Here is a 20,907-nt window from a genome sequence, read left to right on the forward strand (position 1 = left end):
GACAGCGCTGCAATCAGCACCAGCCTTCGCACAACAGCAACGACTATTCGACGGGGTGGCCGATCGCGGCGCCGAGCTCGCGGAGCAGGCGGTCGGACAGCTGGCCGGTGACCTGCATCTTGTGCTCGCGCTCGAATTTCTGGATCGCGGACTGGGTCTCGCCACCCATCGCGCCCGTGATCTTCAAGTTCCCGTAGCCATATTCGGACAGCGCGCGCTGCACGCCGGCGATGCGCCGCGCCGCCGCGCTCTGCTGCACGGGGATCGGCGCCGGCGGACGCGCAACGGAGGGCGGCGCCGAAATCGTTTGCTTGACCAGATTGGTCATGGGATCGCCTGAGCGCGGCGTCGATGCGGTCGCCTCGACAGGCCTCTCCGGCGGCTTGTCCGCAGGTCTGGGCTCGGCACGAAACTCCGTCGCTCTCGGCTCGAGCGGCGAGGTATCGGCCCCGACCGGACGCGAACGGGGCAAGGGGTTCGACAGCGGCAGGGACGAGGGCGCGGGAAGATTGATCACGGTGCCGAACATCGGCGCCGGATGCCGCCCGGTCTGGAGGAACAGCGCGTTGGCAACGATCGCGCCGATAGCGGCCACGGCGACGAAACCGGCGAGCGTATCCTTGGGGCTATGCAGCAGCACGCGCAGCACGAGATTGCGCTCGGTCTCGACATCGATGACTGCGACCTTGGCGCCACGGCGGCGCGGCGCGGCTTGGTCCTTGGCAGACTTCTTAGGCACTTTTCTTCACCAAAGCGGGTTGGTCCTGAACTTGGTCGTGAGGATGGTCCTGCAGTTCCTGGTGCTGAAGTTCCTGGCGCAGCACCGGCGTCAAGGTCGCGATCTTGCTCTCGCTCGCCTTGCTGTCGGACATCTTGGCCTCAGAAATCTTGGTATCAGAAGTTTTGGCATCAGAAATCTTGGCCTGCGGCGTGTAGACGAGCGGCAGCTTGACGGTGACGGCAGTTCCCTCGCCGAGCCTGCTTTGTACCGTCAATTCGCCGAGATGCAACGCCACGAGGCTCTTCACGATCGAAAGTCCGAGGCCGGTGCCTTCGTGACGACGCTGATAGGTTTTTCCGGCCTGGAAGAATGGCGCGCCGATGCGCTTGAGATCGTCAGGTGCGATGCCGATTCCGGTGTCGCTGACGCGTAGCGCAAGCTGCGAGCCCGAGACCGCCGCTGTTACAGTGACCTGACCGCCGCGCTCGGTGAACTTGACGGCGTTGGCGACGAGGTTGAGCACGATCTGCTTGAAAGCGCGCGGATCGCCGGTCATCACAGGCAGGTCCTGCGGCGCATCGGTGACGAGATCGACGCCGTTCTCCCGCGCCTTCAGCGCCAGCAGATTGCAGCAGTGCATCAATGATGCACGCGGCGCGAACGGTTCCGACGCCATCTCGAAATTACCCGATTCCATCTTGGACATGTCCAGGATGCCGTTGACGACCGAGAGCAGATGCTTGCCGGAATCGTTGATGAGCTGGGCGTATTCCCTCCGCTGGGCCGCGCCCAGCATCAAGGTCTGCTCCTGCGTGATCATCTCGGAGAAGCCGATGATGGCGTTGAGCGGCGTGCGCAGCTCATGGCTCATGGTGGCAAGGAAGCGCGTCTTGGCGGCGTCGGCCGCCTCTGCAGCGCTGCGCGCCTGATCGAACGCCTGCTCTCCGAGCTTGCGGTCGGTGACATCGCGCATCACGGCGACAACATCGGCCTCGCGCGTGGTATCACGGCCCATATCCCGATCGAGCGGGCGGCAGCGCATCTCGACCCAGATGAAATCAACCTGGCCGCGCTCCGAGCCGGCACGCTCCCGGCGCAACCGGAACTCGACGCTGCGCACCTCGCCGCGCGCGGCATCGGACAGCGCCGTCAGATACGCCGGGCGATCCGCGACATGGACGCGATCGAACAGGCCATGGCCGAGCAGTTGCGCGACGGGCACACCGAGCATGGCTTCCACCGCCGGTGAAATGAACTGCACCGCGCCGTTGCGCTGATGCCGCGAGATGACGTCGCTCATATTCCGCGCCAGGAGACGGTAACGCTCTTCCTCACGCGACAGCAGCGCAACGCTGGTGCGCGCGAGCGATTCCGCACCGAAGGCCAGACCTGCCGCATAGAGCGTCGCCGAGGCGACGCCGAACGCCATCAGCACGCCGCGTTCCGCAGCGCTGGTGTCGCCAATCGGCAGCCAGCCGAGCTGGCTGACGAGGATGAGAATGCCGGCGCAGGACAGCGCCAGCAGCGATGCAAAGGCCGCGACGCGGCGCGAGGCCGACAGCGCAGCTTCGAGGGGAACCACGACCAGCCAGATCGCGGCGAATGATTCGATGCCGCCGGTCGTCACCGCAACCGCCATGATCAGGCCCGTGAGCGCCAGCGACGACAGCACATGCGCGCCTTCGTAGCGGCCGGTGCGCGACAGGAACCAGGACAACAGGATCGGCGCAATCAGCCAGGCGAAGGCAGCGACCTCGATCGCGCTCGGCGCGCCGCGCATGGCGAGATAGACCGGGAATGCGGCGAAGGCGGCCAGGCTGCCGAGCAGCCGCGGGGCCATGAAAGCACGATGGCGCGCTCGCGTCAGCGCGTCGTAACGCGCGGAGGGATGCAGCAGCGCATCGAGACAATCGCGGATGATACTCAAAACTGTCACGGGTCTCGCGCTTCGGCTCATTCGTCGGGAAGACGCGCCGGAACGCCTCCTTATCGTTGAGCCACCGTGTCAGAGCGACCTTAAACGAACACTAAGGCAGCGCGGCGCGCCGCCGGACGCGGTGTCATCGCAGGGCTTTTTAGGCGATTTGACGACGTCATCGGCGAGGATGGTGAACACAGGGTTTCACTGCGATCCGCATGGTTTCGAAATGGTGGACGGGCGCGGCGGCAGAATCACGGCGCGTGGACGTCAATCGAAAATTTACGAGACCGTCGATTGCGAAGATTCTTGCGTCAATTTTCCGCGAATTAAGCGGAAGGCAATCACTTGCGATTTATCGAGAGTTGCTAGGTCCGACATCCGCGGAGATCGCCGCGGCGGGATCTAACATACAGGTCGCAAGATGCGCTTTCTGCTTCGCATCACATTCTGGCTCGGGCTGGTGCTGGTGCTCCTGCCGCGAGACAAGACGCCCGAATCGGACAAGCTGCCGCAGATCGGCGCTGCCGACGCGGTGCAGGCTGCGACCGCGGCTGTTTCCGACATGACCCAGTTCTGCAAGCGCCAGCCGGCGGCTTGCGAGGTCGGCGGACAGGCCGCGACCATCATCGGCCAGCGCGCGCAGGACGGCGCGAAGAAGATCTACCAGATCATCAACGACAAAAAAGAGCAGCTCGAGAAGCCCGACAAGAAGGCGCCCGACCACACCGGCTCGATCGCGCTGGCCGGTGAAGGCGACACCGCAACCAGCGAGGCGCCGCGCGACACCCTGTCCCAGGACGACCTCGCGCTGGAATGGCGCGGTCCGGCGCCCGCGACGGCGAATTAGCGCCCAAACCCTATCGATTTCGGCGCTTTGCGTCCCTATATTGGCCTGAACGGGAACTTTGGGCCAGCATGACGACGATCGACGAAATCAGGGCTAATTTCGAGATTCTGGACGAGTGGGACGACCGCTATCGGTACGTCATCGAGCTCGGCCGCACCCTGGAACCGATGTCCGAGGCGGAGCATTCGGCCGAGAACAAGGTGAATGGCTGCGTCAGCCAGGTCTGGCTTCAGAAGCTGATCGATCGTCGCGATGGCGGGCCGCCGGTCCTGACATATCGCGGCGACAGTGACGCCCACATCGTGCGCGGGCTGGTCGCGATCGTGCTGTCGCTTTACTCCGGCCGCACGCCGCAGGAGATTCTTGCGACCGATGCCATTGCCGTATTCGACGAGTTCGGCTTTCGCGATCATCTGACGCCGCAGCGTTCCAACGGCCTGCGCTCGATGGTCGAGCGCATCAAGACCGACGCGAAAGAGGCGCTCGCGGAAGCGTCGTAGAAACTCTACTTCCGCTTCCGCTGCTGCTGTCCCAGTCCCATCTGCTTCGCAAGCTGCGAGCGGGCCACCGCATAGTTCGGCGCGACCATGGGATAGTCGGCCGGCAGGCCCCATTTCTCGCGATATTGCTCCGGCGTCATGTTGTATTGGGTGCGCAGATGGCGCTTCAGCGACTTGAAGCGCTTGCCGTCTTCCAGACAGACCAGATAGTCGGGCGCGATCGACTTCTTCAGCGAGACCGCCGGCTTCGCGGGCTCGAGCGGCGCCGTCTCGGTGCGGCCTGACGAAACGCGCACCAGCGCGCCATGCACCTGGCTGATCAGGTTCGGAATCTCAGCCGCAGGCGTTGGATTGTTGCTGAGATAGGCCGACACGATGCCCGCCGTCAGCTCAACGAAATTCTTAGCCCCAGCATCCGACATCGGCCCCGCCTTTCTCCACCTTGCCTCTCACGGGAGAGACGACGTCAGAGTATTCCGTGTCAACAATACGTTCGGCTGAATGGAATGACTGAGGAGTATCGGCTGATTTACTGACGAAGCAACAAGAACGCCAGCGCTTTACTTTGCCTGCGCCAGCTTTCTCAGGCCCCACGCTGGTCGAGGTGGGAGCGCAGCTCGTCGATCGAGGCAAAGCGCATCATCCCCTCCGGCATCTGGGCTTCGATCGAGCCATCGGAGTAGAGCGAATAGGCCATGCCGTCGACGATGCCGGATTTGAGCACGGTCACGGGCGCCTGTTCGGCCGAGGCCGCCGGCTCCGGTGCGGGCGGCGGAGCAGTCTCCGCGAAGGTCGACGGCGAGCGCGGCGGCGGGCGCCGCGAGGCGGCCGGCGCCTCCGGAGGCCTCATACGGTCCGGCTTCGGCCAGGCGTCGTCAAAGCTCGCAGGCGGCGTCTCCGGGGCGGCAGGCTCCGCCGACGGCTCGGCATGCGGCAGCGGCGGCAAGCCCTCGCCGGTCTTCGCCTCGGCGCGCTCGCGCTCCTTGCGGGAGGTCGAGGCGAACATCAGGTTGCGCCGGCGCGGCGGTTCCGGAACCTCCGGCGGGCTCGGAGCTTCCGGCGGTGGCGGAGGCTCGGCGCGCGGACGCTCGCGCGCGGCTGCTTCGTTCTGCCAGGGCGGCGGTCCTGCGGCCGGCAATGGCGGCGCCGGCTCGATCTTCTCTGCGCCCGGCTCAGGCGCGGGGCCAGGCGTTCCAGCCATCCCGAGACCCGGCAGCACGGGCCTGACCCGAACGTCGGACGGTGCGATGGATCCAGCCAGCCGGCGGGCCATGCCCTTCAATTCCGCGACCACGACGTAGAGGCCGGCCAGTAACATTCCGGAGCAGACGCCGATGGTACCGGCGATTATGAGGGTACTGCCGAGACTGAATTCCCTGACGGTGAAGCCGAACAGGATCGCAAGGAGGCCCGCCAAAATGGCGAAAATCCCCGCGATCAACAATGCCAACGCCATCGAACTCACCCCTGGCCGCGCAGCCACACGCGACCCTCGTCACGCCACGATACCGTCATCCGGTGTTCCACGCCAACGTCGAATTATAACCTGCGTTCCTAAAGGAAAGGAAATCAGGGACTTATTCACATTCCCTTCAGCTACGGCTCGCTACTTTAGGCCGCTCTCAAGTTTGGCCGGATTTGCTGCGTCGCATCAGGAATTAGCCATAATGCCCAATTACTTGCTAATGGAACTGCGCTATAGGGATTCCGGGGAGCAGGCCCGCGCGCACCAGCAGGGCCAAGAGGGGATTCCGGGTCACCAATAGCCATGACATCCATCACGACTTCGGCGATCGACACGCCTCTGCGGCGCTCGGTTGAACGGACTTGCGACGATCTCGCCATGCTGGTGCTGGCTGCGGTCGCCGTCATTGCAGGCTTGACCTTCCGCGACTACGGGCTCGGCTGGGACGACTACACCCACGCCGAATACGCCGATCTGCTGCTGCGCATGTTCGGTTCCGGTTTCAAGGACACCGCGGCCCTCTCCTTTGCCAACCTCTACATGTATGGCGGCGGCTTCGACATGGTCGCGGCCCTCCTGCACAAGGTGATTCCGCTCGAGCTGTTCGAGACGCGCCGGCTGCTCGGCGCCGTAGTCGGCGTGATCGGACTTGCGGTGACGTGGCGGCTTGGCCGCCGTGTCGGTGGTCCCCTTGCGGGACTTGCCTCACTCTTGCTGCTCGCGCTCTGCCCGATCTTCTACGGCCACATGTTCATGAACCCGAAGGATGCGCCCTTCGCGGTGGCCATGATCATCCTGATGCTGGGCCTCGTCCGCCTTGCCGAGGAATATCCGCAGCCGTCGCCGCGCACGATCCTGATCGTCGGCCTTGGCGCCGGCCTCTCGCTCGGCACCCGCGTCCTCGGCGGCCTTGCGCTGGTCTATGCCGTGATCGGCTTCATGCCGCTGTTCCTGGAGGAACTGCGCACCGAGGGCCTGCGTGAATCGGTCCGACGCTTCGCTTATGTCGTCTACGTGCTGTTGCCCGGCCTCGTGCTCGGCTATCTCGTGATGGGGCTGATCTGGCCGTGGTCGATCATGGAGCCCGGCAATCCCTTCGAGGCGCTGACCTACTTCTCGCACTTCTTCGAGAAACCCTGGAAGGAGATGTTCGACGGCGCGATCGTTTCCGTGCCCGACATGCCCTGGTCCTATCTGCCGACGCTGTTCGCGCTTCAGTTGCCCGAGGTGATGCTGGTGCTGATGTTCGGCGCCGTGATCGGCACCTTCGCACTGCTGCCGCGCCGCGAGGTTCCAGCCCGCCGCAAGACCATCCTGCTGATGCTCACGCTCGCCGCGACGCTGCCGCTCGCGATTGCGATGGTGAAGCGCCCGGCGCTGTACAACGGCATTCGCCATTTCGTCTTCGTGATCCCGCCGATGGCGGTGCTCGGCGGCGTCGCCTTTGGCTGGGCCATGGAGCGCCTGCGCGCCAATCACCGCACCTGGCAGCCGGTCGTGCTCGCCACCTTCTGCTTTGGCTTGGCGCTCTCGCTCGCCGAGATGATCCGCCTGCATCCCTATCAATACACCCACTTCAACCACATCGCCGGCACCGTGCGCGGCGCCGACGACCGCTTCATGCTGGATTATTGGGGTCTGGCGCTGAAGCAGGCCTCGGACGAATTGCGCGAGCAGCTGGTCGAACGCCAGGAAGTGCCGCCGCGAAACCGCAAATGGAAGGTCGCGGTGTGCGGTCCGCAGCGCCCCGCCCAGGTCGCGCTCGGGCCCGACTTCACCATCGGCTGGGATTCCAATGCCGCCGATTTCGCCATGACTCTCGGCGAGTTCTACTGCAAGGGCCTCACCGCGCCCGTGCTGGTCGAGATCAAGCGCGACGACGTGGTGTTCGCCCGCGTCTACGACATCCGCGGCAGCAGCATTTCGAGCCTGCTCTCGATCCCGGCGCCGTAGTAAATTCCTCCGGACCGTAGCCCGGATGAGCGCAACGACATCCGGGGCCGATCAGGCAGCCCCGCATGTCGCTTCGCTCATGCGGGCTACGCTGGACTGCCGCGCTTTGTGTGCCTTGCTGGCAGCTCGCGGCAGGACTACGCTCCCTCCCCGCAACAACGATGTTCGGAGAGATCGACCATGTCGCCAGCGGAAGCGCGCCTGAAGGAAGTGCCGTCGAACATGACGGAGGCCGAGTGGCAGCAACGGGTCAATCTCGCCGCATGCTATCGTCTCGTCTCGCTCTACGGCTGGGACGATTTGGTCGACACCCATATCTCCGCGCGCGTGCCCGGCCCTGACCATCATTTCCTCATCAACCCCTACGGGCTGATGTTCGACGAGATCACGGCGTCGAGCCTGGTCAAGGTCGATCTGCACGGCAACCAGCTCTCCGAGAGCGAGTACAGCATCAACCCCGCCGGCTTCACCATCCATTCGGCGATCCACGAGGTGCGCGAGGACGCCATCTGCGTGCTGCATCTCCACACCCTCGACGGCACCGCAGTCTCGAGCAGCGCCGAAGGCCTGCTGCCGCTGAACCAGACCGCCCAGCTCGTCACCCACGACCTCGCCTATCACGACTACGAGGGCATCGCGCTCGACCACGACGAGCGGCCGCGGCTGCAGAAGGACCTCGGCGACCACAACCACATGCTGCTGCGCAACCACGGCACGATGACGGTCGGCCGTTCGGTGGCCTCGGCCTTCGAGCGCATGTATCACCTTGAGCGCGCCTGCTCGATGCAGGTGCGTACGCGCGCGCTGGGCACGCCGGTCTACCCGGTCGACGATGTCGCGATCGACAAGAATACCGAGCTGCTCGCCAACCGCGACCGCGCCGAGTTGCGCGCCACCAACCTCGTGTGGCCGCCGCTGCTGCGCAAGCTGGACCGCGAGCTGCCGGGCTACCGGTCTTGAAATTTTCGAGATTTGGTGTAGGGTAGCGTTCAACGAACCTCTACGCCTTTTGGAATGAAACGCCGCCCAATTCCGGGCGGCGTTTTTATTTGTAAGGTCTCGTAGGGTGGGCAAAGCGAAGCGTGCCCACCATTGCCGATCGCGATCCGGGACAGATGGTGGGCACGGCGCTTTGCGCCTTTGCCCACCCTACGCACTCGCAACGACGAGGATAAAGAGCGCCCTACTTCACCTCCGCCAGCGCCGCGAGGATGCGCGCCCAGGAACGGATGCCTTTCTGGAAGCTGCGGAGGTCGTACTTCTCGTTCGGCGAGTGGATGTTGTCGTCGTCGAGGCCAAAACCGACGAGCAGCGAATCCAGCCCCAGCGCGCGCTTGAAGTCGGCGACGATCGGGATCGAGGCGCCCGAGCCCATCAGCACGGTCTCCTTGCCCCATTCCTCGGTCAGCGCGGTTTTGGCCGCGGCGAGCGGCTTCATGTTCCAGTCGAGCGCAATCGCAGGCCCGGCAGAGTGATCGCCGAACTCGACCTTGCAGTCTCCCGGAATGCGCGCCGTCACGTACTCACGGAAAGCCTTGCGGATCTTCGCAGGATCCTGCCCTTGGACCAGCCGGAACGAGACCTTGGCCGACGCGTGCGACGGGATCACCGTCTTCGAGCCCTCACCGATATAACCGCCCCAGATGCCGTTGACGTCACAGGTCGGACGTGTGGAAGCCTGCTCGACCAGGAGCCTGCCCTTCTCGCCGGCCGGTATCGATAGCCCAACGGGCTTGAGGAACGTGTCCGGCGTGAAGTCGAGCTTCTTCCACTGCGCGAGAATGTCCGGCGGCGTGTCCTTTAACCCATCGTAGAAGCCCGGAATGGTGATGCGATTGTCGTCGTCGAACAGCCCGCCGAGAATTTTGGTCAGCACCCGGATCGGGTTCATCGCGCTGCCGCCGAACACGCCGGAATGCAGGTCGCGATTGGCGGCGGTGATCTTGAGCTCCTCATAGAGCAGACCGCGTAGCGAGGTCGTGATCGCCGGCGTGTTGCGGTCCCACATGCCGGTGTCGCAGACCAGCACGTAGTCCGCCCTAAACTCGTCCTTGTTGGCTTCGATGAAGGGCACGAAGTTCTTCGAGCCGACTTCTTCCTCGCCTTCGATCAGGAACGTGACGTCGATCGGCAGTGACCCCGTCACTTTCTTCCAGGCGCGGCAGGCCTCGACGAAGGTCATGACCTGGCCCTTGTCGTCCTCGGCGCCGCGCGCCACGATGATCTTGCGGCCGTCGGCATGGTCGGTGACAACAGGCTCGAATGGCGGACGGTGCCAGAGTTCGAGCGGATCGACCGGCTGCACATCATAGTGGCCGTAGAACAGCACATGCGGCCGGCCGCCCGCGACGCTCTTGCCGACGACCGCGGGATGGCCGGCGGTCGGCCTCACTTCAGTCGCAACGCCGAGGCTCGCGATGTCCCTGGCAAGATGCTCGGCCGCCGCTTTGCAATCGGCCGCGAAGGCCGGATCGGCGGAGATCGACTTGATCCGCAACAGCGAGAACAGACGCTCCAGGCTGTTGTCGAACTCCTTGTCGATGTGGTCGAGCACGGATTGAAGCTGCGCATTTGCCATTGGTCGTATTCCCTGCGTTCGAATCCCAAGACGTCGGGACTCAAAGATGTCTTCTCAAGAACTATCGGCTTTTAGCGCTGCCGCGGCGTCGGGGCCAGCCGCAACCGGCGGATGCCGGATGTGCCATGCGAGACTAGCTGCGAGGATCGCCGTGGCGACGAGGTTATTGCCCCAGGCCTGGAAGACATTGGGAAACCACGGCAGCGCCAGCAGCATGAGGATGCCGGCGGCGCCAAGGGCGAGCCAGGTTCCCAGGCGTACGTTCGCCCGCTCGTCGAAGGCGGCACGATGCATCAGCACCGTCATCGGGAAGAACAGCCACATGAAATAGTATTGTCGCGCCAGCGGCGATGCCACCGTCATCAGGCAGAACAGGATGCCGAGCTCCTCGGCGTCCGAGCGCGCCGTACGCCGCGCTCGCCCTGGCATGACCGCGACGAAGCCGAGTCCAAGCAACGCCGACAGCGCCAGCACGATCCAGTTCGCCGTCCTGTAATCGACGTCGATGACATTCATCGTGCGCGGCGGCTTGTTGGGATCCTCCTGATTGTAGTTGATTGGCCGGACCAGCCGGTGCGTGACAGCAATGAGTGACTGGTTCACCCACGACCAGTTCTGCTCGTCGCGTTGGCCAAATCCTTTTTCCGAGCTCGACCCGACCATGCCCTGATACCAGGTCTTGACCTCGGCGGCGTTGCGCTCGAAGCCGCGAATGGGAGCCGGCACGATGTAGAGAAGTATGCCGGTGAAGGCGACCGTAGCGACGGCGGCTCCCCACTTTCGCCGCCAGACCAGATAGGGCAGCACCGCAATGGGAAACACCTTGATCGCGGTGGCGAGCGCGAACATGAAGCCTGCGAGCCAGGAGCGCTGATGCTGCAAGCTCCAGAAGCCGTAGAGCATGATCGCCAGCAGGACGAGGTTCGGCTGTCCAAGATCGAACATGTCAAACACGAAGGTCACGGTCACGGCAGCTGGTAGTGCCTCCAGCCAGGGGCCAGGCGTGCGGCCCGAACCGGTCATGGCATTGGAGAGCATCCCGGTGTACCACCACGCCGCAATATTCAGGACCGACAGCACGCTGTAGAGCGCGATCTTGCCGAACCAGCTCGGGACTGCCAGCAGGATCGCCGGCAGCGGTGGGTAGATGAACTCGAAGTACTGGTGGATGTCGCCGGGATAGAGCGGCCCACCCTTCAAGACCTGCTGCCCGGCCCAGTACCACAGGCCGTAGTCCTTGGTTTTGCCGTGCCCGAAGATCTCGGGACCAAGGACATCGGCAGCCAGGATGAAGCAGCAGAGCAGGAAGAGCAGGTCGAGCGGCGCACGTAGCGACAGTCTTCGGAATGTGCCGGGTCGAACGAAAGATTCAGGTGAGGTCACGGTGTGGTCCAGTCAGGGGCCATAGCACCTAGCAGACCGACGGACGCTTGGAGAGTCCTGATCACCCGAATTTGTACCCACCGCGCACAAGCGGCGGGTTTGCGGAGGAATTGCCTCAAACGAGGCTTTCTGCCTACCTGCGCAGCAAGCCGCCGAGCGCGCCGCGGACCAGCGTGCGGCCGATCGAGCCACCAAGCTGGCCGGCGACCGACTTGCCGATATTGGCGGCCATCCCCCCGATCACCTGATTGGTGACCGATCGGGTCATGTCGCGCGCGATGACCTGGCCCGTCGACAGGCGGCCGCGCTTGACGTTGGTGCCAAAGATGGTGCCGACGATCGAGCCGATCTGGCCGAGGATGCCGCCGCCTCCGCCGCCCGCCGAAGCATCCACAGTCGCAGCCGTGCCGGCAATGCGCTTCTGGATCATCTCGTAGGCGGACTCTGCATCGACGGCGGTGTCGTATTTGCCCTTCACCGGGCTTGCATCCATGATCGCCTTGCGCTCTTCGGACGTGATCGGTCCGATCCGGGCCGATGGCGGCCGGATCATCACCCGCTCGACCATCGCCGGCGTGCCGTTGCCTTCGAGAAAGGACACCAGCGCCTCGCCCTTGCCGAGCTCCATGATCACCTTGGCGGTGTCGAGTTTCGGGTTGGGACGGAAGGTCTGGGCCGCGGCGGCAACCGCCTTCTGGTCGCGCGGGGTGAAGGCGCGGAGCGCGTGCTGCACCCGGTTGCCCAATTGTCCGAGCACGCGGTCGGGCACGTCGACCGGGTTTTGCGTCACGAAATAGACGCCGACGCCTTTGGAGCGGATCAGGCGCACCACCTGCTCGATCTTGTCCATCAACCCCTTGGGCGCGTCGTTGAACAACAGATGCGCCTCGTCAAAGAAGAAGACCAGCTTCGGCTTGGGCAGGTCACCGGCCTCGGGCAGTTCCTCGAACAGCTCCGACAGCATCCACAGCAGGAATGTCGCGTAAAGCCGTGGGCTCTGCAGCAGCTTGTCGGCGACGAGGATGTTGATCATGCCGCGGCCGTCGCGGTCGGTCTTCATGAAGTCTTTCAGCGTCAGCGCCGGCTCGCCGAAGAATTTGGTGGCGCCCTGGTTCTCCAGCACCAGAAGCTGGCGCTGGATGGTGCCGACCGTGGCCTTGGTGACGTTGCCAAAACCCTGCGCCGCCTTCTTGATCTCGGCAAGCGGACTCTCCTCGGCATCCGCCCCCTTCTTGCCGGCATCGGGCACGATGGCATCGAGCAGCGCGCGCAGATCCTTCATGTCGATCAGCGTCAGCCCGTTGTCGTCGGCGACACGGAAGGCGACGTTGAGCACGCCTTCCTGCACGTCGTTCAGGTCGAGCATACGTGCGAGCAGCAGCGGGCCCATTTCGGTGACGGTCGCCCGCACCGGGTGGCCCTGCTCGCCGAACACGTCCCAGAACACCGTCGAGAACTGGTCGGGCTCGAACGTCAGTCCCATCTCGGTGGCGCGCTTGACGATGAAATCTTTGGCTTCGCCGACCTCCGAGATGCCCGAGAGGTCGCCCTTGATATCGGCCGCGAAGACCGGAACACCGGCGCGCGCAAATCCTTCCGCCATCACTTGCAGCGAGACCGTCTTGCCGGTTCCGGTTGCACCCGTGACGAGGCCATGGCGATTGGCGAATGCCAACGTCAGCCATGCCTGCTCGTTTCCTTTACCGACGAAGATCTTCTCGTCGGTATCACCGAGCTTGCTGTCCTGTGCGGTCATTATTCCCTGATCTCTCTGCCCTGTTTCGCATATCGAAACTCGAATGCACCAGTTCCGTAGTTTAACGCATATCGCGCGCTGATTGAAACCATTCAACGCACTCCGGGCATGCGACATCGTCGGAAACATGCGGGTGACATCCGCCGAAAGTAGGAACGACGCATTCGCATCGCGGCATTTTTTTGCCGATTTCATCTCCGCTCTTGCATCGCTGCAACACTTCTCGCGCGTTCGAACTGAATCGGAACGTTGATGGCGTTCATCGCTTGTATTTCACATCACACCGGCTCAAGATCATTTTCGAAAGCAATACTCCGGCATGTGAACCGGCTGAGGGGCGGCCATATGGACGAGCTAATCGGGCGGCTGGCGACAAACGCCAGCATAGATAGTGCTGTCGCTGAAAAGACCGTCGGCATTATCCTGGGCTTCCTCCGCAACGAGGGTCCTTCCGACAGCGTCCAGGTACTCATCGACCAGATTCCAGGTGCAGAAGCGGCAATCGAGGCATCCCGCAGCGGCGGAGGACTGTCGCGGCTGATGGGCGGCGGCCTGATGGCGGTCGGCACGCGCCTGATGGGCATGGGACTCGGCATGTCCGAGATTCAGAACGTCGCCCGTGAACTTTTTCGCTTCGGCCGAGACAAAATCGGAGCGGATCAGATGAGCAAGATCATCGCGGGGACCCCGGGCCTCAGCCAGTTCGCCTGACGCCTGCGCATTTCACATCGAGTATCATGACATATCCGATCTCCGAGATTGAGGGCCTGTCGGCCTTTGCCGCCAACAAGTTGAAGGCGCACGGTATCCGCACCACCGATGCGCTGCTCGAGGCGGCCTCGACCGTAAAGGGCCGCAAGGCGCTCTCCGCCAAGACCGGCATCAGCGAGCAGTTGCTGCTGGAATGGGCCAACGTCTCCGACTACATGCGCATTCCCGGCATGGGCAGGGCCAAGGTCGGCCTAGTCCGCGCCGCCGGCGTCACCACCGTGCGCGAGCTCGCCTACCGAAATCCGGCAAGGCTCGCCCAGAGCATGCGGGACGCCAACGAGAAGAAAAAGCTGCTCCGCATCCTGCCCTCGGAGAAGTCGGTCGGCGACATCATCGCCAAAGCGAAGAAGCTGCCGCCTAAGATTTCGTATTAGGGTTGCCCCTCTCCGCATACGGAGTGGGCGCTACTCTCTCGGCATCGTTTTGCCCGATGGGCAACGATGCATCCCCCAACTCCGCCGTCATACCCCGCGAAAGCGGGGTATCCAGTACGCCGCGGCTCCTCCGTATCGCGGTGCTGTCACTGGAATACTGGATTGCCCGCCTTCGCGGGCAATGACAGCGAGGGTGTGCGACGCCCTGCCCAACGCTGGCAACCCACGCCTTCCCGTCTTGACTCCCCCTCCCCGACCGCTAAAGCGGGCCGCATGAATGCCTCGCCCTCCCCATCCGTCCCGGCGGCCGGTTCAGTCGGGCCTGACGTGCTGCGGACGCTGCTGGAGCGGCCGATCCCGGCGGTGATGGGCGTGCTCAACGTCACCCCGGATTCATTCTCCGACGGCGGCGAATTCATCGCGCCCGAGCAGGCGCTCGCGCGGGCACGGGCGATGATCGAGGCCGGGGTCGACATCATCGATATCGGTGCCGAGTCCACCCGGCCCTACAAGGGCGCGCGGCCGGTCACGGCGGAAGACGAACTGGCGCGGCTGAGGCCGGTGCTATCGGACATCGTGGCGCTCGGCGTGCCGGTCTCGATCGACAGCATGAAGGCGGAGGTGGTGGCCTTCGCGCTCGCCCAGGGTGCGGCGATCGCCAACGACGTCTGGGGCCTGCAGCGCGATGCCGGCATGGCGCCGACGGTGGCCGCGAAGGGCGTCCCCGTCATCGTCATGCACAACCGCGACAACGTCGATCCCGCCATCGACATCATTGCGGACATGAAGGCGTTCTTTCAGCGTTCGCTGGATATCGCGGCACAAGCCGGCATCGCCCGCGACAAGATCGTGCTCGATCCCGGCATCGGCTTCGGCAAGACGGCCGAACAGAGCATGACCGCGCTAGCGCGGCTGCGTGAATTCGACATGTTCGGCCTGCCGATCCTCGTTGGTGCCTCGCGAAAACGCTTCATCGCCTCGGTGTCGCCGTCGGAGCCGACAGAGCGGCTCGCCGGCTCGATCGCCGCGCATCTGATCGCCGCGCAGCGCGGCGCGAAAATCATCCGCACCCATGACGTCGCCGAGACCTTGCAGGCCCTGCGAGTGGCGCACGCAATCGAGAGCAAGCCATGACCGATACGATCTTCGTGAGCGGCCTGTCGATCCATGCCCGCCACGGCGTGATGGAGCACGAAACGGAAGTCGGCCAGCGCTTCGTCATCGACCTCGAGCTCTATACCGACCTGTCGGAGCCTTCCCGCAGCGACCGGCTCGCCGACACCGTGTCCTACGCCGACGTCGTGGCGACCACCACCGCGGCCTTCAAGAACACCAACTACAAGCTGCTGGAGCGCGCGGCCGGCGCGGTCGCCGACGCCATCCTGTCGCACTTTCCGCGCATCCGTGCGGTCAAGATCACCGTGCACAAGCCGCATGCGCCGATCGCCGCGATCTTCGACGACGTCGGCGTCATGCTGACGCGCTCGCGGCACCCCTGACATGGCAAGCGTCCTGATCGCGCTCGGCGGCAATGTCGGCGATGTCCGCGCGACCTTCCAGAAGGCGATCGCCCATATCTGCGGCATGGCGCAGGCGGCGTTGATCGCGCGCTCGTCGGACTATGCGACGCCGCCCTGGGGCGACGAGGACCAGGCTCCCTTCATCAACGCCTGCGTCGAGATCGAGACCGATCTCGATCCGCATGCGCTGCTGTTCGTGATGCAGAAGGTCGAGCAGAAATTCGGCCGCATGCGCGATAAGGAGCGGCGCTGGGGCCCGCGCACGCTCGATCTCGACATGATCGCGTATGACGACGTCTCGATGCAGAAACCCGATCTGACCCTGCCGCATCCGCGCCTGTTCGAGCGCGCCTTTGTGCTGGTGCCGCTGGCCGAGATCGCGCCCGACCGCGTGATCGCAGGCATTCGTGTCCATGACGGTCTCGCCAGCGTCTCGACACAAGGCATTGAGCGGCTTCCGGATACCGGTTAACCAAAAACAACCGTTTGCAGGGACGGCCGGCCGTGGCAATTTCGCCTGCGAACAACAAGATTTTCGGGAGCCCCTCGCCGCATGACCTCCGCGACTGACGACCTGCCGCTGGCGGCGGATTTTCCCAAGGCGACCGTCGAAGACTGGCGCAAGCTGGTCGATGGCGTGCTGAAGGGCGCGCCGTTCGAGAAGCTGGTCGGCAAGACCTATGACGGACTCAAGATCGAGCCGCTCTATCCGCGCGCCAAAGGTGTTGCGCCCGTGGTGGGGCGGCCGGCGGCGGCGCCCTGGCAGATCATGCAGCGGATCGACCATCCCGATGCAAGTGCGGCGAATGCGCAGGCACTGACCGATCTCGAAAATGGCGCGACAGGGCTTGCGCTGGTGTTCGCCGGCGGCAATGCCGCTCACGGTTTCGGGCTGGAACCGACCGCGGACGCAGTCGCAAAGATCTTGAAGAACATCCATCTCGATGCCGGCATCGGGCTGGAGCTTGAGATCGGTCCGCAATCGCGGATGGCGGCGATCCACGTCGCGGAATATGTGAAGAGCAACGGCATCGATCCCGCCGCCTGCGACATCCGCTTCGGCCTCGACCCGCTCGCGGCCGCCGCGGTGTGGGGCCACAGCCCCTATACCTGGGATGAGATCGTTCCGGCCGTCACCGGCGGCATCAAGGGCCTGGCCGCGCTCGGCTTCAAGGGTCCGTTCGCATCGGCCGACGGACGCGTGATCCACGATGCCGGTGGCTCGGAGGCGCAGGAGCTCGCCTTCGTGCTCGCCTGCGGCATCGCCTATTTGCGCGCGATCGAGAGCGCGGGCGTTCCGCTGGAGCAGGCGCAGGGCATGGTCTATGCGCGGCTTACGGCGGATGCAGATCAGTTCCTCACCATGGCAAAGTTCCGCGCCTTGCGGCTGCTGTGGGCGCGTATCGAGACGGCGTGCGGGCTCACGCCAAGACCGCTGTTCATCGCCGCCGATACCGCCTGGCGCATGCTGACGCAACGCGATCCCTATGTGAACATGCTGCGCGCGACCATGGCGACGTTTGCGGCCGGACTCGCCGGCGCGAACGCGATCACCGTGCTGCCGCATACGCTGGCGCTCGGCCTGCCCGATCCGTTCGCGCGGCGCGTGGCGCGCAATACGCAAGCCGTGCTGCTGGAAGAGAGCAATCTCGCCAAGGTCAGCGATCCCGCGGCAGGCGCAGGCGGCATCGAGACGCTGACCGCGCAGCTCTGCGACGCGGCCTGGGCGCTGTTCCAGGAGAGCGAGAAAGCCGGCGGCGCCTTCGCTGCGCTTCAGCAGGGCCTGTTCCAGAGCAAGGTCGCGGCCGCGCGAAAAGCCCGCGACGCCAACATCGCAAAACGCCGCGACGTGCTGACCGGCGCCAGCGAGTTTCCGAACCTGCACGAGAACGAGACGACGGTGCTGAAGGCGACCCCGATCGCGCTGGCGCCTTATGGCGAGCAAAAATACAAGTTCGACGCGCTGCCGCCGATCCGGCTAGCGGAACCGTTCGAGGCGCTGCGGGACAAATCCGATGCGGCCTTGAAGGCGCGCGGCGCGCGGCCGAAAGTGTTCTTGGCCAATCTCGGCACGCCCGCCGATTTCACGGCGCGCGCGACCTTTGCCAAGAGCTTGTTCGAGACCGGCGGCATCCAGGCCGTCGACAGCGAGGGCTTCGCCGATCCGGCCCAGTTAGCTGCAGCCTTTAAAGCCTCCGGTGCCGGGCTCGCTTGCCTTTGTTCCAGCGACAAGGTGTATGCGGAACACGCAGAAGCCGCGGCGAAGGCCCTGCAAACCGCCGGGGCCCGACTTATCTATCTGGCAGGCCGCCCGACCGATGCCGAGGCGGCGCTGCGTGCAGCCGGCGTCACCGGCTTCGTCTTTGCCGGTGGTGATGCGCTTGCGACGCTGCAAGACACGTATCGACGGATGGAGCAGCCATGACGGAAGCAGGCAAACCCGTTCTCACCGGCGGCTGCCAATGCGGGGCAGTGCGCTTCGGAGTCATGACGGCGCCGAACAGGGTTTCGATCTGCCACTGCCGGATGTGCCAGAAGGCCAGCGGCGCGCCGTTCGCCTCTTTTGCCGACATCAACAAGACGGACTTTGCCTGGACCAAGGGGAAGCCCTCGTTCTTCCGCTCCTCCTCCATCGCCGAGCGCGGCTATTGCGCCGCTTGCGGCACGCCGCTGAGCTTTGGCCGCATCGACGGCGACCGCATCGAGATCATGACCGGCGCGTTCGACCGCCCCGACCACGTGGTGCCGACGCGGCAGTTCGGCACCGAGTCCCGTCTCGGCTGGGTGGTCGGGATCGCCAATCTACCAAGCCAGACCACGCAGCAGAATTACGGACCGGAGAAGATGGCAACCATCGTCAGCCATCAGCATCCGGATCATGATTGAGCGCCTATGATATGGTTGAAAGCATGAGCCGCATCCCCAATTTCGCCGACGTCGCCTTCGAGCGCGCCGCCACCGGCGCCCCGACCGGCAGCGCCGAGCCGTGGCTGACGCCTGAGGGCATTCTGGTGAAGCCCGCCTATGGTGAAGCCGATCTCGCCGGACTCGATTTCCTCGAGACCTACCCGGGCATCGCGCCTTATCTGCGCGGCCCCTACCCCACCATGTATGTCAACCAGCCCTGGACTGTGCGGCAATATGCCGGCTTCTCCACGGCGGAGGATTCCAACGCGTTCTACCGCCGCAATCTCGCTGCCGGACAGAAGGGCCTCTCGGTCGCGTTCGATCTCGCCACCCATCGCGGCTATGACAGCGACCATCCGCGTGTCGGCGGCGACGTCGGCATGGCCGGCGTTGCCATCGATTCCATCTACGACATGCGCACGCTGTTTGCGGGCATTCCGCTCGACCAGATGAGCGTGTCCATGACCATGAACGGCGCGGTGCTGCCGATCCTCGCGCTCTACGTTGCGGCCGCCGAGGAACAGGGCGTCCCGCCGGAGAAGCTTTCAGGGACCATTCAGAACGACATTCTGAAAGAGTTCATGGTGCGCAACACCTATATCTACCCGCCCGCGCCCTCGATGCGGATCATCTCGGACATCTTCGCCTACACCTCGCAGAAGATGCCGAAATACAATTCGATCTCGATCTCCGGCTATCACATGCAGGAGGCCGGGGCGACGCAGGACCTCGAGCTCGCCTATACGCTGGCCGACGGCGTCGAATATCTTCGTGCCGGCCTTGCGGCGGGCCTCGACGTCGACCGCTTCGCGCCGCGCCTGTCGTTCTTCTGGGCGACCGGGATGAACTTCTTCATGGAAGTCGCCAAGATGCGCGCCGCGCGACTGCTCTGGGCGAAGCTCTTGAGGCCCTTCAACCCGAAGGACCCGCGCTCGCTGTCACTGCGCACGCATTGCCAGACCTCCGGCTGGTCGCTGACCGCGCAGGACGTCTTCAACAACGTGATGCGCACGACGGTGGAAGCGATGGCGGCGACGCAGGGCCACACCCAGTCGCTGCACACCAACGCGCTCGACGAAGCGCTGGCGCTGCCGACCGATTTCTCCGCGCGCATCGCCCGCAACACCCAGCTCTTCCTGCAGCAGGAGAGCGGCACCACCCGCATCATCGACCCCTGGGGCGGCTCGTATTATGTCGAGCGTCTCACGCGTGACCTCGCAGCCAAGGCCTGGAGCCACATCCAGGAGGTCGAGGAGCTCGGGGGCATGGCCAAGGCGATCGAGGCCGGCGTACCGAAGCTGCGCATCGAGGAAGCCTCGGCCAAGACCCAGGCCCGCATCGATGCCGGCAAGCAGGCGGTGATCGGGGTCAACAAATACAAGCCGACCGACGAAGCTCCGATCGATATTCTCAAGGTCGACAATACCAATGTCCGCCGACTCCAGATCGACAAGCTGACGCGGCTGAAATCCGAACGCAACCAGAAGGACGTCGAGGCCGCGCTCGCCGCGCTGACGCGCTCGGCCGGCGAAGGCAACGGCAATCTGTTGGCGCTCGCCATCGACGCTGCGCGCGCGAAGGCAACCGTCGGCGAGATTTCCGACGCGATGGAGAAGGTGTTCGGCCGGCACCGCGCCGAAATCAAATCCATCACCGGCGTCTACAAGCGGGAGGCGTCCAGCATGGGTAACCGGGTCGAGAAGGTTCAGGCGCTGATCGACGCCTTCGAGGAGGCGGAAGGCCGCCGCCCGCGCATCCTGGTCGCAAAAATAGGCCAGGACGGCCACGACCGCGGCCAGAAGGTGATCGCGTCGGCATTCGCCGATATCGGCTTCGACGTCGACATCGGGCCGCTGTTCGCGACCGCCGACGAAGCCGCGCGCCAAGCGGTCGAGAACGACGTCCACATCCTCGGCGTCTCCTCGCTCGCCGCTGCCCATCTCACAGCCGTACCGGAATTGAAGGCCGCGCTGAAGAAGCAGGGCCGCGACGACATCATGATCATCGTCGGCGGCGTGGTGCCGCCGCAGGATTACGACGCGCTCTACGCGGCCGGCGCCGAAGCCATCTTCCCGCCGGGCACGGTGATCGCGGACGCGGCCGAGGAGCTGATCCGCAAGCTGAACGCCCGGCTCGGGCATAGCGAGGCGGCGGAGTAGGTCGCCATCGATCTTCGAAAGGACAGTGCGTGATATTTTCCGCGCCAGCGTT

The 20,907-nt window shown here is 64.5% G+C and carries 19 protein-coding genes; 12 read left to right on the top strand and 7 right to left on the bottom strand.

Going from position 1 to position 20,907, the window contains the following annotated elements:
- Positions 1–43 precede the first annotated feature (43 nt).
- The gene (locus ABIB90_RS32900) at positions 44–739 is read right to left on the bottom strand and encodes a peptidoglycan-binding protein (protein ID WP_354202166.1); all 696 of its coding nucleotides are present in this window, start codon (positions 737–739) and stop codon (positions 44–46) included.
- Positions 732–2,678 carry a PAS domain-containing sensor histidine kinase gene (locus ABIB90_RS32905; RefSeq protein WP_354202167.1) on the bottom strand — a complete coding sequence of 649 codons (1,947 nt, stop codon included), beginning with the start codon at positions 2,676–2,678 and terminating at the stop codon, positions 732–734. The genes ABIB90_RS32900 and ABIB90_RS32905 overlap by 8 nt, the downstream gene beginning before the upstream one ends.
- A gap of 385 nt (positions 2,679–3,063) precedes the next feature.
- Here ABIB90_RS32905 and ABIB90_RS32910 point away from each other — a divergent pair, with 385 nt between their 5' ends.
- Positions 3,064–3,489, top strand: coding sequence for a DUF5330 domain-containing protein (locus ABIB90_RS32910; RefSeq protein ID WP_219684869.1), 426 nt, complete (start codon positions 3,064–3,066; stop codon positions 3,487–3,489).
- A gap of 68 nt (positions 3,490–3,557) precedes the next feature.
- Positions 3,558–3,989: a SufE family protein gene (locus ABIB90_RS32915; RefSeq protein WP_354169458.1), complete on the top strand. Its 432-nt coding sequence runs from the start codon at positions 3,558–3,560 to the stop codon at positions 3,987–3,989.
- Between the two features lie 5 nt (positions 3,990–3,994).
- Here ABIB90_RS32915 and ABIB90_RS32920 read toward each other — a convergent pair whose 3' ends face one another.
- Entirely contained in the window at positions 3,995–4,411 is a 417-nt protein-coding gene (locus ABIB90_RS32920; protein WP_018456864.1) for a Ros/MucR family transcriptional regulator, read from the bottom strand.
- A 161-nt stretch (positions 4,412–4,572) separates the two neighbouring features.
- On the bottom strand, positions 4,573–5,445 hold the full coding sequence (locus ABIB90_RS32925) for a DUF308 domain-containing protein (RefSeq protein ID WP_354202168.1): 873 nt from the start codon (positions 5,443–5,445) through the stop codon (positions 4,573–4,575).
- Between the two features lie 312 nt (positions 5,446–5,757).
- Here ABIB90_RS32925 and ABIB90_RS32930 point away from each other — a divergent pair, with 312 nt between their 5' ends.
- Complete coding sequence (locus ABIB90_RS32930; protein WP_354169462.1) at positions 5,758–7,407, top strand: ArnT family glycosyltransferase; 1,650 nt, start codon at positions 5,758–5,760, stop codon at positions 7,405–7,407.
- Positions 7,408–7,587: 180 nt separating this feature from the next.
- Positions 7,588–8,367: a class II aldolase/adducin family protein gene (locus ABIB90_RS32935; RefSeq protein WP_007593534.1), complete on the top strand. Its 780-nt coding sequence runs from the start codon at positions 7,588–7,590 to the stop codon at positions 8,365–8,367.
- Positions 8,368–8,590: 223 nt separating this feature from the next.
- Here ABIB90_RS32935 and ABIB90_RS32940 read toward each other — a convergent pair whose 3' ends face one another.
- From ABIB90_RS32940 to ABIB90_RS32950, 3 genes are all read right to left on the bottom strand, one after another.
- A complete protein-coding gene (locus ABIB90_RS32940; protein ID WP_354202169.1) occupies positions 8,591–9,985 on the bottom strand; it encodes a M20/M25/M40 family metallo-hydrolase in 1,395 nt (464 codons plus the stop codon).
- A gap of 54 nt (positions 9,986–10,039) precedes the next feature.
- Positions 10,040–11,368, bottom strand: coding sequence for a glycosyltransferase family 87 protein (locus ABIB90_RS32945; RefSeq protein WP_007593538.1), 1,329 nt, complete (start codon positions 11,366–11,368; stop codon positions 10,040–10,042).
- Between the two features lie 133 nt (positions 11,369–11,501).
- Positions 11,502–13,124 carry a helicase HerA-like domain-containing protein gene (locus ABIB90_RS32950; RefSeq protein WP_354202170.1) on the bottom strand — a complete coding sequence of 541 codons (1,623 nt, stop codon included), beginning with the start codon at positions 13,122–13,124 and terminating at the stop codon, positions 11,502–11,504.
- Positions 13,125–13,469: 345 nt separating this feature from the next.
- On the opposite strand from ABIB90_RS32950, the gene ABIB90_RS32955 reads away from it, so the two are divergent.
- The 8 genes from ABIB90_RS32955 to scpA all read left to right on the top strand — a co-directional run bounded on the left by ABIB90_RS32955 (position 13,470) and on the right by scpA (position 20,855).
- Positions 13,470–13,835: a DUF2267 domain-containing protein gene (locus ABIB90_RS32955; protein WP_354169468.1), complete on the top strand. Its 366-nt coding sequence runs from the start codon at positions 13,470–13,472 to the stop codon at positions 13,833–13,835.
- Between the two features lie 26 nt (positions 13,836–13,861).
- Positions 13,862–14,269, top strand: coding sequence for a DUF4332 domain-containing protein (locus ABIB90_RS32960; protein WP_007593543.1), 408 nt, complete (start codon positions 13,862–13,864; stop codon positions 14,267–14,269).
- A 273-nt stretch (positions 14,270–14,542) separates the two neighbouring features.
- Entirely contained in the window at positions 14,543–15,403 is an 861-nt protein-coding gene (gene folP, locus ABIB90_RS32965; RefSeq protein WP_354202171.1) for a dihydropteroate synthase, read from the top strand.
- Complete coding sequence (gene folB / locus ABIB90_RS32970; protein WP_007593547.1) at positions 15,400–15,768, top strand: dihydroneopterin aldolase; 369 nt, start codon at positions 15,400–15,402, stop codon at positions 15,766–15,768. The genes folP and folB overlap by 4 nt, the downstream gene beginning before the upstream one ends.
- 1 nt (position 15,769) lies before the next feature.
- Entirely contained in the window at positions 15,770–16,261 is a 492-nt protein-coding gene (gene folK, locus ABIB90_RS32975; protein ID WP_007593548.1) for a 2-amino-4-hydroxy-6-hydroxymethyldihydropteridine diphosphokinase, read from the top strand.
- An 81-nt stretch (positions 16,262–16,342) separates the two neighbouring features.
- The gene (locus ABIB90_RS32980; protein ID WP_354202172.1) at positions 16,343–18,214 is read left to right on the top strand and encodes a methylmalonyl-CoA mutase family protein; all 1,872 of its coding nucleotides are present in this window, start codon (positions 16,343–16,345) and stop codon (positions 18,212–18,214) included.
- Complete coding sequence (locus ABIB90_RS32985; RefSeq protein WP_027516898.1) at positions 18,211–18,675, top strand: GFA family protein; 465 nt, start codon at positions 18,211–18,213, stop codon at positions 18,673–18,675. The genes ABIB90_RS32980 and ABIB90_RS32985 overlap by 4 nt, the downstream gene beginning before the upstream one ends.
- Before the next feature lie 23 nt (positions 18,676–18,698).
- The gene (gene scpA, locus ABIB90_RS32990; RefSeq protein ID WP_354169476.1) at positions 18,699–20,855 is read left to right on the top strand and encodes a methylmalonyl-CoA mutase; all 2,157 of its coding nucleotides are present in this window, start codon (positions 18,699–18,701) and stop codon (positions 20,853–20,855) included.
- Positions 20,856–20,907 lie beyond the last annotated feature (52 nt).

Source organism: Bradyrhizobium sp. JR4.1 (genome assembly GCF_040548605.1).
Lineage (GTDB): Bacteria > Pseudomonadota > Alphaproteobacteria > Rhizobiales > Xanthobacteraceae > Bradyrhizobium > Bradyrhizobium canariense.

Excerpts from the sequence above, each read along its gene's own strand:
- ABIB90_RS32985 (WP_027516898.1), top strand. The coding sequence starts at position 18,211 with ATGACGGAAGCAGGCAAACCCGTTCTCACCGGCGGCTGCCAATGCGGG.
- scpA (WP_354169476.1), top strand. The coding sequence starts at position 18,699 with ATGAGCCGCATCCCCAATTTCGCCGACGTCGCCTTCGAGCGCGCCGCC.
- ABIB90_RS32935 (WP_007593534.1), top strand. The coding sequence starts at position 7,588 with ATGTCGCCAGCGGAAGCGCGCCTGAAGGAAGTGCCGTCGAACATGACG.
- ABIB90_RS32950 (WP_354202170.1), bottom strand. The coding sequence starts at position 13,124 with ATGACCGCACAGGACAGCAAGCTCGGTGATACCGACGAGAAGATCTTC.
- ABIB90_RS32925 (WP_354202168.1), bottom strand. The coding sequence starts at position 5,445 with ATGGCGTTGGCATTGTTGATCGCGGGGATTTTCGCCATTTTGGCGGGC.
- ABIB90_RS32910 (WP_219684869.1), top strand. The coding sequence starts at position 3,064 with ATGCGCTTTCTGCTTCGCATCACATTCTGGCTCGGGCTGGTGCTGGTG.
- ABIB90_RS32920 (WP_018456864.1), bottom strand. The coding sequence starts at position 4,411 with ATGTCGGATGCTGGGGCTAAGAATTTCGTTGAGCTGACGGCGGGCATC.
- folK (WP_007593548.1), top strand. The coding sequence starts at position 15,770 with ATGGCAAGCGTCCTGATCGCGCTCGGCGGCAATGTCGGCGATGTCCGC.
- ABIB90_RS32905 (WP_354202167.1), bottom strand. The coding sequence starts at position 2,678 with ATGAGCCGAAGCGCGAGACCCGTGACAGTTTTGAGTATCATCCGCGAT.
- folP (WP_354202171.1), top strand. The coding sequence starts at position 14,543 with ATGAATGCCTCGCCCTCCCCATCCGTCCCGGCGGCCGGTTCAGTCGGG.
- folB (WP_007593547.1), top strand. The coding sequence starts at position 15,400 with ATGACCGATACGATCTTCGTGAGCGGCCTGTCGATCCATGCCCGCCAC.
- ABIB90_RS32960 (WP_007593543.1), top strand. The coding sequence starts at position 13,862 with ATGACATATCCGATCTCCGAGATTGAGGGCCTGTCGGCCTTTGCCGCC.
- ABIB90_RS32940 (WP_354202169.1), bottom strand. The coding sequence starts at position 9,985 with ATGGCAAATGCGCAGCTTCAATCCGTGCTCGACCACATCGACAAGGAG.
- ABIB90_RS32980 (WP_354202172.1), top strand. The coding sequence starts at position 16,343 with ATGACCTCCGCGACTGACGACCTGCCGCTGGCGGCGGATTTTCCCAAG.
- ABIB90_RS32930 (WP_354169462.1), top strand. The coding sequence starts at position 5,758 with ATGACATCCATCACGACTTCGGCGATCGACACGCCTCTGCGGCGCTCG.
- ABIB90_RS32915 (WP_354169458.1), top strand. The coding sequence starts at position 3,558 with ATGACGACGATCGACGAAATCAGGGCTAATTTCGAGATTCTGGACGAG.
- ABIB90_RS32955 (WP_354169468.1), top strand. The coding sequence starts at position 13,470 with ATGGACGAGCTAATCGGGCGGCTGGCGACAAACGCCAGCATAGATAGT.